Source organism: Rhodoplanes sp. SY1 (assembly GCF_046000175.1).
In the GTDB taxonomy this organism is placed as follows: domain Bacteria; phylum Pseudomonadota; class Alphaproteobacteria; order Rhizobiales; family Xanthobacteraceae; genus Rhodoplanes.
Window position 1 is genome coordinate 121,281 of the sequence record NZ_JBEOMB010000002.1, and the last position, 15,547, is coordinate 136,827.

Genomic DNA, 15,547 nt, shown 5'->3' on the forward strand with positions numbered 1-15,547 from the left:
TCGCGGCTCAGCTCGCGGCCTTGAGCCGCTCCTCGGCGGCCTGCCCGTCGGCGACGAGCTGCGGCACGTCGAGGATGAGGGCGACGCTGCCGTCTCCCAGGATGGTGGCGCCGGAGAACACGCCGATGCCCGCGTGCAGCCGCGACAGCGACTTGATGACCGTCTGATGGTCGCCGATCACCTGGTCGACCACGAGACCGACCCGGAAGCCGGCGGCCGAGACGATGACGACCTTCTGATAAGGATCGGGCGGCAGTCGCGAGGCGAACTGCTCGCGCAGCCGGATATAGGGAACGAGATCGCCCCGGATGTTGAGGAAGCAGCGGCCCTTTGCGCGCAGATCCTCCTCCGGGGTGAGCTCGACGCACTCCTCGACCGCGCCGAGCGGGATGACGTAGCGGCCCTTGCCGACCCGGACCAGGAGGCCGTCGATGATGGCCAGGGTGAGCGGCAGGCGCAACGTCACCTCGGAGCCGAGGCCCGGCGTGCTCTTCACGTCGATCGAGCCTCGCAGGTCGTCGATGGTGCGCTTCACCACGTCCATGCCGACTCCGCGGCCGGACAGATTCGTTACCTCGCGGGCCGTCGAGAAGCCCGGCGCGAAGATGATCTTGAACAGCTCCTCGTCGGCGAGCCGGGTGCCCGGCGCGATCAGCCCGTTCTCCTCGGCGCGCGCCTGGATGCGATCGCGATCGAGCCCGCGGCCGTCGTCGCCGACCGAGATCAGCACGGCGGCCCCGGCGTGGCGGGCGGTGAGCGAGACCCGGCCGGTCGCCGGCTTCCCGGCGGCGGCGCGCCCGTCGCGCGGCTCGAGGCCGTGGTCGGCGGCGTTGCGGATGAGGTGGACGAGCGGATCGGCGAGCCGCTCGATCACGGTCTTGTCGAGCTCGGTCTCCTCGCCGGACGTGATGAGCTCGATGTCCTTGCCGAGATCGCGGGAGAGGTCGTGAACGAGTCGGCGAAATCGGCCGAACAGCGAGCCGATCGGCATCATGCGGACACCCATGGTGGTGTCCTGCAGCTCGCGAGCCAGCCGCTCGATCTCCTCTGTGACGGACTTCACCTGCGGGTCGTGCGAGGCGGCGGCGATCTGCTTGAGCCGCGACTGGGCGATGACGAGCTCGCCGACCCGGTCCATCAGCTCGTCGAGCCGCTCGGCCGGCACCCGGATGCTGCCGGCGCCGTGGCGGCCGGCGGGCGCGGCTCCCGCGCCGTTGCCGGACGCGGCCTGACCCGCTGCGGCCGGAGCGGCCGTCTCGGTGGACGACGCGGCGCGAGAGTCGGCACGCGGACCGGCAAGAGGCTCGCTGCGAGGCTCGCCGGCGTCGCTGCGCCGATCGAGGGCGCTCCACCCGGCCGGCGGATCGGACAGGACCGGAACGTCCGTCGAAGTGCCTTGCGGCACGAAAGCAGCCGCGTCCGAAGCGACCGTCTCGATGCTCAGCTCCATGTCGTCGAGGAGGAACATGAACACCTCCTCGATCGCGTCGCGCGGCTTCGCGGTGGTGAGCAGCACCTCCCAGCCGACGTGACAATCGAGCGGATCGATCTCGTCGAGTGCGGGAACCTCGCCGATGCGCGCCATCACGGTCGCGGTGCCGAGCGAATGAAGATCCTCGATCAGCAGGAGCGGATTGGTGCCGGTCGCCATCGCGCCCTTGGGCAGACGGAACGTCACCCGGAAGATCTGCTCTGCGCCGGCCGCCACCGGGACCGCGCCGGCGGGCGGTGCCACACCGGTCGCGGCGGCGCGCGCCGCGCTGGTCGTCGGCCCGCTCGCGAGGATCAGGTGGAGCCCACGAAGAATCGTGTCGCTGGCCGCCTCGTCGGCCTCGACCGGCGCCTCGATCAGGCGCCGCATCTGATCCTTCGCGTGCAGGGTGAGCGCGATCAGCTCGGCGGTCGCCGCCACCTCGCCCTTGCGGACGCGATCGAACGCGGTCTCGACGTGATGCGTGAAGGCGGCGAGCCGGTCGAAACCGAACATCGCGCCCGAGCCCTTCAACGTATGGAGCGCCCGGAAGGCAGCGTCGATCAGGTCCGCGTCGCCGGGCCGGTGCTCGAGGTCGAGGAGCGTGTGCTCGAGCTGCTCGAGCAGCTCCTGGGCTTCCTGGCGGAACGTGTCCGCTGCGTCGACGATGGTCATGCGCCGAGGACCTTCCTGACCACGGCGACGAGCTGATCCTGCTGGAACGGCTTGGTGATCCAGCCGGTGGCGCCCGCCTCCTTGGCCTCCTTCTTCACGTTGGCGTCGGATTCGGTGGTGAGGAACAGGATCGGCACGCCGCGATAGCTCGGCAGCTTGCGCAGCTCGCGGATCAGCGCGAGGCCGTTCATCACCGGCATGTTGAGATCCGTGACGATCATGTCGACCGGGTTGGCCTTCGCCTTGGCGAGGCCGTCGGCGCCGTCGTTCGCCTGCAGCACGCGGTATCCGGCGCCCTGCAGCGTGAGCTGCACCATCTGGCGCACGCTGGCGGAGTCGTCGACGTTGAGGATGGTCTTGCTCATGGATGATCCGTTGCTTGCAGCCAGAACGCAGCGCCGCCGCACGGGTCGGCGGGATCGGTGGCGAGGAAGCCGGCGCGATCGAGCGCGCGGCGCAGCGCGCCCCTGGCGGGCGCAGCGAGATCGAGAGACTTGCCGGCCGCCCGCGCGCTGCGCCGGGCGGCGAGAACGAGCTGGACGAGCGTGAGGTCGAATTCGGAGACGTCGTCGAGCCGGATCCGCACCGCGTCGGCGCGGTCGAGCTCGGCCCGGAGTCGCTCGTGCGCAGCCGCGATGGTGCGGACCGTCTGCGCACCGGCGAGGTCGACGACCGCGACCTCCGGAACAGCATTCTGATTGGTAGTGATCACGGTACACACCTGTGGCGATCGTCGGGGCGATGCGATTATGGCATTGCCGCCTTTGGTCTTTCCGCCACGGGACTTACCCGGTCCGGCTTTAAGCCAGACTTAACAGGTGATCGCCCCGGTAATGTGCACTTACTAATAAAGACTCCAGAAATATCGTTTATAATTCATCTCGACCCGAGGCCGCGGCGTTACCGGTTGCACCGTCACCGGACCGTCGCGAACATGGAAACATGCAACGGGCCGTGGCATTTCGACCCGACCACGCTGGCTCGAACGTCGTAAACGCGGCATTCCGTGGAGCGCCGTTTCGACTGCCCTGACGTTGTGATCCGACGTGATCAGACACGCGCCGCGACAGAATTCCGCATGGCGGTCATGCAGGCCGGACCTCGGGACGAATACTGACTCACGTCGTCGGAGAGTCGTTCACGTGCCGCCGCCCGCATCGCTTCGCCGATCATCACGACGCACGGACCAGCCGCGAGCGCTTCGATATCCTCAGCTAATGACGCGACGGTCGTGATCACGTCGCGTTCGTCGGGTCGGCTCGCGCTCGCCACGGCGATGGCGGGCGTCGTCGGGGGCAGCCCGGCCGCGAGCGCCCGCGCGACAAGGGCCGGCAAGGTCTTGCGCGGCATGTAGACGACGGTGGTGACAGACGGATCGGCCAGCGCCGCGCCGTCGAGATCGTCGGGCAGGCGTGCATCGCGATCGTGACCCGTGACGTACTGCACGCGACGCGCGACGCCGCGGGCGGTGAGCGACACGGAGAGGCTGGCCGCCGCGCCCTGCGCAGCCGTGACGCCCGGCACCACGGCGACCCGGATCCCGGCCGCGCGCGCCGCCGCGATCTCCTCGCCGGCGCGCCCGAACACACCGGGATCGCCGCTCTTCAGCCGCACCACCCGCTTGCCCTGCCGGGCGAGACCGACCATCAGGGCATTGATGTCGTCCTGCCGACAGGACGGGCGATGGCCGGTCTTGCCGACGAGGAGCGTGCGGGCCTCCCGCCGCGCAAAGGCGAGCACCTCGGGCGAGACGAGATCGTCGTAGAGCACCACGTCGGCGCTGCGCAGCGCCCGCACGGCCTTGAGCGTCATCAGCTCGGGATCGCCCGGACCGGCACCGACCAGCACGATGCTCCCCTCCTTGTCGCCGGCGCCGCCGGCGAGCAGATCGTCGAGGTCGTCCCGCGTCGGGCTGCGATCGGGCTCTTGATATGCGCGGTCGGCAAAGCGCTGCCAGAAGGCGCGGCGCGCCGTCATGCAAGCGACGCGATCAGCGACCTCGGCCCGCCAAGCCTTGGCGGCGTCGAGCCAACGCGCCAGGCCGAGCGGGATCAGCGCCTCGATCCTGGAGCGCAGCGTCTGGGCGAGAACCGGCGCGGCCCCGTCGGTCGAGATGCCGACGACGAGCGGCGAGCGATTGACGATGGCGCCGAACTGCACGTCGCACAGATGCGGCCGGTCGACCGCGTTGACGATGGCGCCGGCCTGGCGCGCCGCCGCGACGGCGGCCTGCGCATCCACCTCGTCCTCCAGCGCGACGACGACGAAGCGTGCGCCGGCGAGATCGTCGGGCCGCCAGGCGCGAGCATGGAGCGCGACGGCGCCGTCCGGCACCGACTGCGGCGCGGCGTGCATCTCGTCGGAGATCTCCTCGGCGATCACGTCGACGCAGGCACCGGCCGAGGCGAGCAGCCGCGCCTTCCAGGCCGCGCCGGCATGGCCGCCGATCACGACCGCCCGCTGGCCACGCAACGGCACGAACACGGGCAACACGGCGAGCGGCGCGAGCCCACCGGCGCGGGTCTCCTCCGGGTGGCGTTCAACCGCGTGACGGTCAGGCTGCCGCACGAGACACCTCCGCGAGAAGCCGCTTCAGCTCGGGCAGGCAGGAGCCGCAATTGGTGCCGGCCTTCACGGCCACGCCGATGGCGGCCGTGTCGGTCGCGCCGTCCGCGGCGGCCGCGAGGATCGCGTCGCGCCCGACCGAGAAGCACGAGCAGACCAGCGGTCCGCAAGCCGGCGTCCCCTCCGGCGCGCGGCCGGAGAGCACGGCGAGGCGCGTCGACGGCGCGACGGCCGCGCCGAGCAGCGGCGCCAGCGTCTCCCAGCGCGGTGCCCGCACAGCCGGACCGAGAAAGACGGCGCCGGCGAGCCGGCCGTCCGCGAACGCCGCGATCCTGATCACGTCGCGGGCGGGATCGTGAAGCTCGGCGCATTCGGACTGCGAGAACAGGGTGCGTAGGGACGGCACCAGCACCTCGATCGGCGCGTCTCCGGCGAGGCTCCAGGCGAATCCACCGGTCACGGCGATGCGCGACCACCACAGATCACGTGGCAGCGACAACGGCCCGCGCGAGAGCGCGAAGCCGGCGCGCCGCATCGTCACGCAGACAACGGCCGCAGGTGTCGCCTTCATTTCGGGCTGGCCCGAATACGGATCGGTCGCGCCCTGCACCAGCGGCCCGACGCGGCCGTGCGACGACGTCTCGGCGGTCCAGTGGATCGGCGCGAAGATCTCGCCCGGCCGCACCACGTCGGTCGCGACGACGCGCAGCACCGCGCTGCCGTGCGCCGTCTCCACCCTGGCGAAGCCGCCATCCGAAAGGCCGAAGTGGGCGACGTCGTCGGGATGAACTTCGACGAAGGGCTCGGGCCGGTGCGCGCCGAGCCGCGGCGCGAGACCCGTGCGGGTCATCGTGTGCCACTGGTCGCGGATGCGGCCGGTGTTGAGGCGCAGCGGAAAACGTGGCGACGCGGCGGCGGCGGGCGCCGGGATCGCGGTCGGCACGAAGCGGGCGCGCCGGTCCGGCGTGGCGAAGCCGCCGGCGGCGAACAGCCGTGCCGTGCCCTCCGGCTTTCCGCGCGGGACCGGCCACTGGACCGGCGCCAGCGCGTCGTATTCCGCGTCGGCGATATCGGCGAGGCCGGAGATGTCGAAGGCCCGCGCCCCGTCGTTCTCGAAGCCGGAGAGCGCCGCGTGCTCGCGGAAAATCGCGGCCGGGCTCGTGTCGTCGAACGCCGCGCCGTGACCGAGCCGCGCCGCGACGCGCGACAGGATCCACCAGTCCGGCTTCGCCTCGCCGGGCAGCGGCAGCACGGCGCGCTGGCGCGAGATGCGCCGCTCGGAGTTCGTGACGGTGCCGTCCTTCTCGCTCCACGCAGCCGCCGGCAGCCTGATATGCGCGCCGGCGGACAGCGTGTCATTCGACGCGACGTTCTCGGAGACCACCAGCAGATCGAGCTTTTGCAGCGCCGCCCGCACCGCGTCGGCGCGCGGCAGCGACGCGGCCGGGTTGGTACCCATCACCCACAGCGCCTTGATGCGGCCGTCGGCGACGGCGCCGAACAGATCGACGGCCTTCAACCCCTCGCCCGTGACGATGTGCGGTGCGTTCCAGAAGCGGCGCACGCGATCGACCTCGGCCGGAGAGAAGCCCATGTGCGCGGCCAGCATGTTGGCGAGACCGCCGACCTCGCGGCCGCCCATCGCGTTCGGCTGCCCGGTGAACGACAGCGGCCCGGTGCCGGGCTTTCCGATGCGGCCGGTGGCGAGATGGCAGGCGACGATGCTGGTCACCTTGTCGGTGCCCTGCGCCGACTGGTTGACTCCCTGCGAGTAGACCGTGACGACTTTCTCGGTGTCGCGCCAAGCGCCGACGAACGCCGTCACGGCGGTCTCCGTCACACCGGCGCGGGCGGCTGTGGCGGCAAGCGACGGCGCAATCTCACGGGCGCGGGCGAGCGTCTCGTCGAGCCCGGTCGTGTGCGTCGTGATGAACGCACGGTCGAGCGTTCCGCCGTCGGCGAGCCGCGTCAGCAGCCAGGAGAACAACACCGTGTCCTGACCGGGCGCGATCGCGAGATGCAGGTCCGCCTCTTCCGCGGTCGCGGTGCGGCGCGGATCGATCACGATCAGCCGCGTGCCGCGGGCGCGGCGCGCCGCGACGATGCGCTGGAACAGGACCGGGTGGCACCACGCCGCGTTGGAGCCGACGAGCACGATCAGATCGGCCTCGTCCAGATCCGCATAAGAGCCCGGCACCACGTCGGCGCCGAAGCTGCGGCGATGACCGGCGACCGAGGACGCCATGCACAACCGCGAGTTGGTGTCGACATGCGGCGTGCCGAGAAACCCCTTCGCCAGCTTGTTGGCGACGTAATAGTCTTCGGTGAGGAGCTGACCCGAGAGATAGAACGCGACGCTGTCGCGGCCGTGCGTTCTGATAACATCGGAGAGACGCGACGCGATGGTGTCGAGCGCCGTCTCCCAGTCCGCGCGGCGGCCATCGACCTCCGGATGCAGGAGGCGGGTCGCGAGCCCGAGCGTCTCGCCGAGCGCCGCACCTTTGGAGCAGAGGCGCCCGAAATTCGCCGGGTGATCCGGATCGCCCGCGATGGCGAGACCGCCCTGCCCGTCCGGAGTCGCAACGACGCCGCAGCCGACGCCGCAATACGGGCAGGTGGTGCGCACCGACGCAGTCCCGGAAGCCATGGTGAGCGCCCTCAATACACGTCGGCCTGATAGCGGCCCGCCTTCTTCAGCGCCGCCACGTAGGCGACGGCGGCGTCCGCCGTGGTGCCGCCGTGCTGCTCGACGATGTCGACGAGCGCGCGCTCGACATCCTTGGCCATGCGCTTGGCGTCACCGCACACGGCGACCTGCGCGCCCTCCTCGAGCCACGCGAACAGCTCGGGTCCGACCTCGCGCATGCGATCCTGCACGTAGAACTTCTCGGCGCCGTCGCGCGACCAGGCGAGCGACAGCCGCGTCAGCACCCCGGCGTTCTTCAGTGCGGTCATCTCGCCCTCGTAGAAGAAGTCGTGATCACGTCGCTGATGGCCGAAGAACAGCCAGTTCTTCCCCGGCGCGCCGGTCGCGGCGCGCTCCTGGAGGAAAGCGCGGAACGGCGCGATGCCGGTGCCGGGCCCGATCATGATCAGCGGCGTCGTGGGATCCGCCGGCACGCCGAATCCGTGCGCCCGCTGGACATAGACCGGAACACGTGCGCCGACCGTGAGTCGCTCGCCCAGGAACGTCGAAGCGACGCCGAAGCGGCCGCGCCGGTTCACCGTGTAGTGCACCGCGTCGACCGTGAGCGACACGCGGCCCGGGTTGGCCTTCGGCGACGAGGAGATCGAGTAGAGCCGCGGCTGCAGCGGATCGAGCGCCTCGACGAAAGCTTCCCCCGACGGGCGCACGCCGAACTTCATCAGCGCCGCGAGCACGTCCAGCGACGCCGCGTCGCCGTCCGGGTCCTCGCCGGCGGCGAGTGCGCGGGCCTTCCGGCGCAGCGCGCCGCCCGTCACGTAGGAGAAGAGCTGGAACAGCGCGTCCGGTGCGACGCCGAGCGACACGTCGCGCGACAACACCTCGAACAGCGGCCTGCCGCCGACGAGACCCTCGGGCCGGGCGCCGAGCTGCGCGATCACGGCATCGACGAGGCCCGGCGCGTTCCGCGCGAGCACGCCGAGGCTGTCGCCGACCGTGTAGGTCGCGCCGCTCTCGGACAGATCGAGCTCGATATGAAAGGTCTCCTTCTCCGAGCCCGGCCCGTTGAGACGGTGCCGGCCGACGAACACGGCCTCGACGGGCGCTTCGCGCGCATAGCCGCGCTCGGCCGGCACGACAGACGCGGTCGCGATCACGGCCGGGGCGAGCGACGGCGCGGCGGCTTTCTCGTTAGCACCGATCTCGGCCGCGAGCGCCTTCACGGCCCGGAACGTGTCCTTGCCGCCCGGCGCGCACAGGTTGAGCCGCGCCTCGGCGCCGGTGACGAGCGCGTTCGCATAGGCCGCGCAGGTGTAGCCGCACTGGCCGCAATCCTGCTGCGCCATCGCCGCCATCAGACGCGGCGCCAGCGGGCGTTCCTTCGCGAGCTGCTGACGCTCGGCGAGCGGCAGCGCCGGGTCGTGCCACGGTGCGTCGTCGTTGTCGGCGAGCGCCGGACCCGCGGACGCGGCGGTTCCGTCCGGCGCAGCGACGGGCAGCGGCGCCGTGCCGGGCGCCACGAGCATGGCGAAGAAGCCGCCGAGCCACACGCGCTGCTCGGTGGAGAACGGCGCCGTCTCGGGCAGCACGAAGACGGGCGGAGGTTGCACGGATGCGTTCATTCGACGGCCTCCAGGGCGCGCGTCTCACGTGGCGCCACACCCTTCAGATGATCGATGCCCATCCTCGACGTGAAGTGCTGAAAGGTCTCGGCCGGGCCGGTGCGGCCGGCCAGATACGCCCGCAGCAGCGCCTCGACGTGATCGGCGGCCGCGTCGGCGCGAACGCCGGTCCACAGCACGCGGCCGATCGCCGCGTTCTCGGCGAAGCCACCGCCGACCACGATGTCGTAGCCTTCCACCGTGTCGCCGTCGTCGCCGACCGGCACCTTCACGCCGATCAGGCCGATGTCGCCGATGTAGTGCTGGGCGCAGGAGTTCGGACAACCCGTGAGATGGATGTTGATCGGCATGTCGAGCGCCAGCCGCGCCTCGACCCGATCGGCGATCGCGAGCGCATGCTCCTTGGTGTGGGCGTTGGCGAACTTGCAGCCGGTCATCCCCGTGCAGGCGACGAGACCGGCCCGGATCGAGGTCGGCTGCGCCGACAGGCCGAGGGCCGCGAGCCGCGCCTCCACCTCGCCGGCCCGGTCCGCCGCGACGCCGGAGATCAGGAGGTTCTGCCAGACGGTGAGGCGGAGGTCGCCGTCGCCGAAATCCCGGGCGATCGCCGCGACGCCGCGCATCTGGTCGACGGTCAGGCGGCCCACCGGCACGACGACGCCGACATAGACGCGCCCGTTCTGCACCTGCGGATGCCTGCCGAGATGCGCCATGCGGTCCGTCGCCGGCCGCGGCGCGACATGCGCGGCATCGACCCGATCGAGCGCGCGGCCCAGCACCGCCTCGACCTGCGTGAGAAAGGCCTCGAAGCCGACCCGGTCGAGCACGTATTTGAGCCGCGACTTGGCCCGGTTGGTGCGGTCCGCCTCGGCGATGAACACCCGAACGATCGCATCGGCGACCGCCGTGCAGTCGGCCGGCTTCACCACGACCCCGGTGTCGCGCGCGAGATCGCGGTGGCCCGAGATTCCGCCGAGCGCCAGCCGCATCCAGACGCCGGCCGGCACGGCGGCGCCGTCCAGAACCTCGACTGCCTGGAAGCCGATATCGTTGGTCTCCTCCAGGGCCGGAATTTTTCCGCCGCCGTCGAACGACACGTTGAATTTCCGCGGCAGGCCGATCAACGACCGGTCGTTGAGGACATGGAAGTGCCAGGCGCGCGCCAACGGCCGCGTGTCGATCAGCTCCTGCGGGTCGATGCCGGCGGTGGGCGAGCCGGTGACATTGCGGATGTTGTCGGCGCCGGCGCCGCGCGCCATGAGGCCGAGGTCGGACAGGCCTTCGAGGAAAGGGGCCGCGCTCTCGGGCGCGATCTCGCGGATCTGCAGGTTGGCGCGCGTCGTCACGTGCACATAGCCGCCCCCGTGTCTTTCCGCGAGGTCGGCCACCCCGGCGAACTGCCAGTGATTCAGAATTCCGTTCGGGATGCGCAGCCGCGCCATGTAGGAACTTTGAGCGGGGGCCACCCAGAACAGTCCGTGATACCGCCAGCGGAAGTTGTCCTGCGGGTTCGGCGCCTTGCCGGCATCGGCCTCGCGCTTCAGTCGTGCGTAAGCGTCGAGCGGGTGCTCGGCCCGCTTCCACTTCTCCTGATCGGCGAGCTTCTTTCCCTCGGCCAGCGCCTTGTCCTGAGCGGCGAGATGCGGCGCATCCGGTCCGCTCGGAGCAGGCTGCGCCGCGGCTGCGGGTCCGGCGTCGGCGACCGATTTCATCACGGCCATGCCGGCCGCCATGCCCTCCAGATACCGTTTCTGCTCGGCCGAGAAGTCGGTCATCGGACGATCCTCAGGCCGCCTCGGCGACCACGTCGGCGGCCGGCTCGGGGGCTGGCTCGGCTTGATTCTCGATCGCGGCGGACGCCGACGCGAGGCGCGGCCCGAACACCAGCTCGTCGCGACTCCCGGAGATGTCCGTTCGGTTCGTGATCAGTTCCTGGAAGAAACCGGCATGGCGCGTCTCGCCGACCAGGATGGCGCCGACGAGCCTGTCTCGCTCGACGACCAGCCGGGCGTAGCGGCCGGCCGACGCATCGGAGAGCGTGATCACCTCGGCGCCGACGGGCGGCGTCACGTCACCGGCCGAGAACACCGGCACGCCAGAGACCTTCAGGCGCGTCGAAAGAAGCGTGCCGGTATAGCGTGCATCTTCGCCGGCGAGTCGGCGCGCCAGGACGGTGGCCTGGGCGTAGCCCGGCTCGACGAGGCCGTACACGATGCCGCGATGCGACACGCATTCGCCGATCGCGTGAATGCCGTCCGCCGACGTGTCGAGGGCATCGTCGACGACGATGCCACGCTCGACCGAAAGACCAGCCCCGACGGCGAGCCCGACCGACGGCCGTACCCCGACCGCGACCACCACGAGCCCGGCCGGGATCGTGCGACCATCGGCGAGCCGCACCGCCTCGACCTGATCACGACCCACCACGCCGGCGGTCTGCGCCTCCAGCACGATATCGACTCCACGCTCGCGCATCGCCGCCTCGACGATCCGCGCGGCGCCGGTGTCGAGCTGCCGCTCCATCACCCGGTCGGCGAGATGAACGAGCGTGACGGCGACGCCGGCGCGGGCGAGGCCGTAGGCGGCCTCCAAGCCGAGCAGACCGCCGCCGATCACCACGGCCGGTGTCTTCCGCTGCGCCGCCGCGCGCATGACGGCGACGTCGGCGAGGTCGCGGAACGTGATCACGCCGGGCAGGTCCATGCCGGGCGCCGACAGCCGGATCGGCTCCGAGCCGGTCGCCAGCACGAGACGATCGAACGGCACGAAGCCGTGGCCGCGGATGTGAACCTCGCGCTCCGCAGTGTCGATGCCGGTCGCCCGCGCGCCGGTGATCAGCCGCACCCGGCTGGCGAGATACCAGCGGCGGTCGCGGAATCGGCAGTCGTCGTCCGTGACCCCGCCGGCGAGCAGCGCCGAGAGCAGCACGCGGTTGTAGGCCGGCACCGGCTCGGCGCCGATCACGGTGATGTCGAAACGGTCCGGCGCCCGCCGCGTCACCTCCTCGACGAAGCGCAGACCGACCATCCCGTTGCCGACGACGACCAGACGCTCACGCATGACGGGATCCCCACGCCGACGAGCCTTCACCTCTCCCCGCACGCGGGATCGCGGCACTTGCCGCGACAAAGAGGTCGACATTCGCGCGATCAGCGCGGATGTCGGGTGAGGGGGCGTTTCCGTATCCACGAGACACCCCCTCACCCCACCCCTCTCCCCGCGTGCGGGGAGAGGGAGAGCCGGCGCTGTACCCGATATGAGACAAGCGTCTCACGACCGCGCGTCCCGACATCCCCACCATCATCCCCTCACGCCGCCTCGACGAAGCGGTTGCGGGCGTAGAGGAACTCGAGCACGGCGGCGCGGCAGCGGTTGTACTCGTGGTCGTCGACCAGCTCGAGGCGGCGGCGCGGGCGGGCGAGATTCACGGTCAGGACCTCGCCGATTGTGGCGGCCGGGCCGTTGGTCATCATCACGATGCGGTCGGAGAGCAGCACGGCCTCGTCGACGTCGTGGGTGATCATGATCATCGTGTTGTTCAGGCGGGCGTGGATCTCCATCACCTGATCCTGGAGGTGCGCGCGGGTGAGCGCGTCGAGCGCGCCGAACGGCTCGTCGAGGAGCAGGATCTTCGGTTCCATGGCGAGCGCCCGGGCGATGCCGACGCGCTGCTTCATGCCGCCGGAGATCTCGGCCGGCCGCTTGTCCTTGGCGTGCGCCATGTTGACGAGCGCGAGGTTCTCCATGATCCACTCGCGCCGCTCGGCCCGCGAGCGCTTGCCGCGAAACACCTTGTCGACGGCGAGCGCGACGTTCTCGTAGACCGTGAGCCACGGCAGCAGGCTGTGGTTCTGGAACACGACGGCGCGGTCCGGCCCCGGCTCGTTCACCTCGTGCTCCTCGAGGATCACGCCGCCCGTGGAGGCGCGCAGCAGGCCGGCGACGATGTTGAGGAGCGTCGACTTCCCGCAGCCCGAATGGCCGATGATCGAGACGAACTCCCCGGCCGTTATGCGCAACGTCACGTCGCGGAGCACTTCCGACGTGGTACCGGCGCGCGAGAAGCTGATGCCGACGTGGTCGATCTTCAGGTAGGCGTCCTTGAGACAGGCGTCCATGGCGGGCTCCATCAGTTCGACGCGGTGCCGCGGGTGACCAGCACGGCGGCACCCGCCACCAGCCGGTCGAGCAGGAAGCCGACGCCGCCGATATAGGCGAGCGCGACCACGATGTCGGGGAGCCGCGAGGAATTCCACGCGTCCCAGATAAAGAAGCCGATGCCGACGCCACCGGTGAGCATCTCGGCCGCCACGATGGCGAGCCAGGCGAGCCCGATGCCGATGCGCAGGCCGGTGAAGATGTAGGGCGCCGCCGAGGGCACCATGATCTTGACGAAGAACTCGAGGTGGTTGAGCCGCAGCACCCGGGCGACGTTGCGGTAGTCCTGCGGGATGTTGCGGATGCCGACCGCGGTGTTGATCAGGATCGGCCAGATCGAGGTGATGAAGATCACGAAGATGGCGCTCGGGTTGGCGTCGCGGAACGCGGCGAGCGAGATCGGCAGCCAGGCGAGCGGCGGCACGGTGCGCAGCACCTGGAAGACCGGATCGAAGCCGCGCATCGCCCACACCGACTGGCCGACGACGGCGCCGATCAGCACACCCGCCACGGCCGCCAGGCCGAACCCGATCGCCACCCGCTGCAGCGAGGTGAGCACGCGCCAGCCGAGCCCGATGTCCTGCGAACCGGCGACGAAGAACGGATCGAGGATCAGGTCGCTCGCCTCGCTCCACACCCGCGAGGGCGGCGGGAGCGACGAGGTCGGGCTCCAGCACGCCATCTCCCACACGAGCAACAGGAGCGTTGTGACGATCAGCGGCGGCACGAACATCGACGCGACGCGACGGACGACCGGCAGGACGCGCGCCGCGAGCGGCGGCGTCTTCAGCGCGAGCGGAACGACGGTCGCGGGCTTCTGCGCGGCAGGCACGACGGCGGGCGGCGCGCCGCTCTCGGCGGCGAGCCGCACCTGCGACACGGTCTTGAGCTTCGGCATGGATGTCGCCACGGTTGGCTCCTGGGTCGATGTGTTCGAGTGGTCATTCCGGGCCGGCGCGAAGCGCCGGACCCGGAATCCAGCGGGACACTCCGACATCGTTGCTGGATTCCGGGTTCGCACCTTCGGTGCGCCCCGGAATGACCGAGGACTGCACCGTCGAGGTCGGTCTCGACCTCACACGGTCACGCGCTTGATGCGCTGGGCGCGCAGATAGGCCATCGGGTCGGCGGGATCGAACTTGACGCCGTCGAAGAAGGTCTCGACGCCGCGGCTGTCGGCGGTCGGGATGCCCGAGACGCCGAGGGTCTTCGCCGCCTCGATCCACAGGTCCGAGCGGTTGGTCTTGTCGACCAGCGCCTTGATGTCGAACGACGGATCGAACTTGCCCCAGCGGATGTTCTCGGTGACGAACCAGGTGTCGAGGCTCTTCCACGGATAGGAGGTCGAGCCGCCCTCGCCCCAGAACTTCATGTAGAGATTGGTGCCCTTGGCGGTGCGGCCGAGGCCGTAATTGATGTCTCCCTTGATGCGGCCGATGATGTCCGGCACCGGCACGTTGAACCACTGCCGGCGGCCGATGATGGCGGCCATCTCGTCCTTGTTCTCGGGCTTGTCGCACCACTGCTGCGCCTCCATCACGGCCATCATCAGGGCCTTGGCGGCGCGCGGACTCTTGTCGACCCAGTCGGCCCGCATGCCGAGGATCTTCTCGGGATGGCGGAACCACAGCTCACCGGTGGTCAGCGCCGTGTAGCCGATGTTCTGGTTGACGAGCTGCTCGTTCCACGGCTCGCCGACGCAGAAGCAGTCCATGTTGCCGACCTTCATGTTCGCCACCATCTGGGGCGGCGGCACGGTGATCACCTTGATGTCGGTGTCGGGGTCGATGCCGCCGGCGGCGAGCCAGTAGCGGATCCACAGGTCGTGGGTGCCGCCCGGGAACGTCATGGCGGCGGTGAGTTCCTTGCCCTGCGCCTTCTTGCGCTCGAACGCGGCCTTCAGGGGCGAGGCGTCCTTCTCGATCTTGAGGTCCTTGTACTCGTTGGAGACCGAGATCGCCTGGCAGTCCTCGTTGAGATTGAGGAGCGTGTACATCGGCAGCGGCTGATTGTTCTGCATCACCTTGCCGGTCGCGTAGAGATGCGTCTTGGGCCGCAGGATGTGGCCGCCGTCGATGCCGTTGCGCTCGGTGCCGAGCGCCATGTTGTCACGCGTCGCGCCCCACGAGGCCTGCTTGGCGATGTCCATGTCGGGCAGGCCGTGCTTGTCGTAGAAGCCCTTCTCCTTGGCGATGATCAGCGGCGAGGCGTCGGTGAGCGCGATGTAGCCGAGCTTGGTGCCCTTCACCTCGGGGCCTGCCCCTTGGGCGAACGCACCGGCCGGCAGCGCGGCCTTGGCGGCGGCGAGGAGGGCGGCCGTGTTGGCGACGTCGCGCAGGAAGCGGCGGCGGGTGGAGCGCGGCGCGCGGGGGGTGCTGATCATATGCTCTCTCGTCCTCGGTCGGCGAAAAA

At 70.3% G+C, this 15,547-nt stretch carries 11 protein-coding genes; all 11 read right to left on the reverse strand.

Annotated elements, in window-relative coordinates:
• Positions 1-7 precede the first annotated feature (7 nt).
• Positions 8-2,146, reverse strand: a complete 2,139-nt coding sequence (locus ABTU92_RS00815) for a chemotaxis protein CheA (RefSeq protein ID WP_408086698.1) — start codon at positions 2,144-2,146, stop codon at positions 8-10.
• Positions 2,143-2,511, reverse strand: coding sequence for a response regulator (locus ABTU92_RS00820; RefSeq protein ID WP_408086700.1), 369 nt, complete (start codon positions 2,509-2,511; stop codon positions 2,143-2,145). Before ABTU92_RS00820 ends, ABTU92_RS00815 begins: the two co-directional genes overlap by 4 nt.
• Positions 2,508-2,858, reverse strand: a complete 351-nt coding sequence (locus tag ABTU92_RS00825; protein ID WP_408086702.1) for an STAS domain-containing protein — start codon at positions 2,856-2,858, stop codon at positions 2,508-2,510. Before ABTU92_RS00825 ends, ABTU92_RS00820 begins: the two co-directional genes overlap by 4 nt.
• A 338-nt stretch (positions 2,859-3,196) precedes the next feature.
• Positions 3,197-4,714, reverse strand: coding sequence for a siroheme synthase CysG (cysG, locus tag ABTU92_RS00830; protein ID WP_408086704.1), 1,518 nt, complete (start codon positions 4,712-4,714; stop codon positions 3,197-3,199).
• Positions 4,701-7,358, reverse strand: a complete 2,658-nt coding sequence (locus ABTU92_RS00835) for a molybdopterin-dependent oxidoreductase (RefSeq protein ID WP_408086706.1) — start codon at positions 7,356-7,358, stop codon at positions 4,701-4,703. The genes cysG and ABTU92_RS00835 overlap by 14 nt, the downstream gene beginning before the upstream one ends.
• 11 nt (positions 7,359-7,369) lie before the next feature.
• Complete coding sequence (locus ABTU92_RS00840) at positions 7,370-8,977, reverse strand: sulfite reductase subunit alpha (RefSeq protein ID WP_408086708.1); 1,608 nt, start codon at positions 8,975-8,977, stop codon at positions 7,370-7,372.
• Positions 8,974-10,752, reverse strand: a complete 1,779-nt coding sequence (locus ABTU92_RS00845; RefSeq protein WP_408086710.1) for a NirA family protein — start codon at positions 10,750-10,752, stop codon at positions 8,974-8,976. Before ABTU92_RS00845 ends, ABTU92_RS00840 begins: the two co-directional genes overlap by 4 nt.
• Positions 10,753-10,762: 10 nt before the next feature.
• Positions 10,763-12,037, reverse strand: coding sequence for an NAD(P)/FAD-dependent oxidoreductase (locus tag ABTU92_RS00850; RefSeq protein WP_408086712.1), 1,275 nt, complete (start codon positions 12,035-12,037; stop codon positions 10,763-10,765).
• A gap of 248 nt (positions 12,038-12,285) precedes the next feature.
• Positions 12,286-13,095, reverse strand: a complete 810-nt coding sequence (locus ABTU92_RS00855; protein WP_408086714.1) for an ABC transporter ATP-binding protein — start codon at positions 13,093-13,095, stop codon at positions 12,286-12,288.
• Positions 13,096-13,106: 11 nt separating this feature from the next.
• Positions 13,107-14,033, reverse strand: a complete 927-nt coding sequence (gene ntrB, locus ABTU92_RS00860; protein ID WP_408086788.1) for a nitrate ABC transporter permease — start codon at positions 14,031-14,033, stop codon at positions 13,107-13,109.
• A 177-nt stretch (positions 14,034-14,210) separates the two neighbouring features.
• On the reverse strand, positions 14,211-15,518 hold the full coding sequence (locus ABTU92_RS00865; RefSeq protein ID WP_408086716.1) for a CmpA/NrtA family ABC transporter substrate-binding protein: 1,308 nt from the start codon (positions 15,516-15,518) through the stop codon (positions 14,211-14,213).
• Positions 15,519-15,547 lie beyond the last annotated feature (29 nt).

Bases quoted from the DNA above. Each gene is read 5' to 3' on its own strand.
- ABTU92_RS00855 (WP_408086714.1), bottom strand. From the start codon at position 13,095: ATGGACGCCTGTCTCAAGGACGCCTACCTGAAGATCGACCACGTCGGC.
- ABTU92_RS00835 (WP_408086706.1), bottom strand. From the start codon at position 7,358: ATGGCTTCCGGGACTGCGTCGGTGCGCACCACCTGCCCGTATTGCGGC.
- ABTU92_RS00840 (WP_408086708.1), bottom strand. From the start codon at position 8,977: ATGAACGCATCCGTGCAACCTCCGCCCGTCTTCGTGCTGCCCGAGACG.
- ABTU92_RS00815 (WP_408086698.1), bottom strand. From the start codon at position 2,146: ATGACCATCGTCGACGCAGCGGACACGTTCCGCCAGGAAGCCCAGGAG.
- ABTU92_RS00845 (WP_408086710.1), bottom strand. From the start codon at position 10,752: ATGACCGACTTCTCGGCCGAGCAGAAACGGTATCTGGAGGGCATGGCG.
- ABTU92_RS00865 (WP_408086716.1), bottom strand. From the start codon at position 15,518: ATGATCAGCACCCCCCGCGCGCCGCGCTCCACCCGCCGCCGCTTCCTG.
- ABTU92_RS00850 (WP_408086712.1), bottom strand. From the start codon at position 12,037: ATGCGTGAGCGTCTGGTCGTCGTCGGCAACGGGATGGTCGGTCTGCGC.
- ntrB (WP_408086788.1), bottom strand. From the start codon at position 14,033: ATGCCGAAGCTCAAGACCGTGTCGCAGGTGCGGCTCGCCGCCGAGAGC.
- ABTU92_RS00820 (WP_408086700.1), bottom strand. From the start codon at position 2,511: ATGAGCAAGACCATCCTCAACGTCGACGACTCCGCCAGCGTGCGCCAG.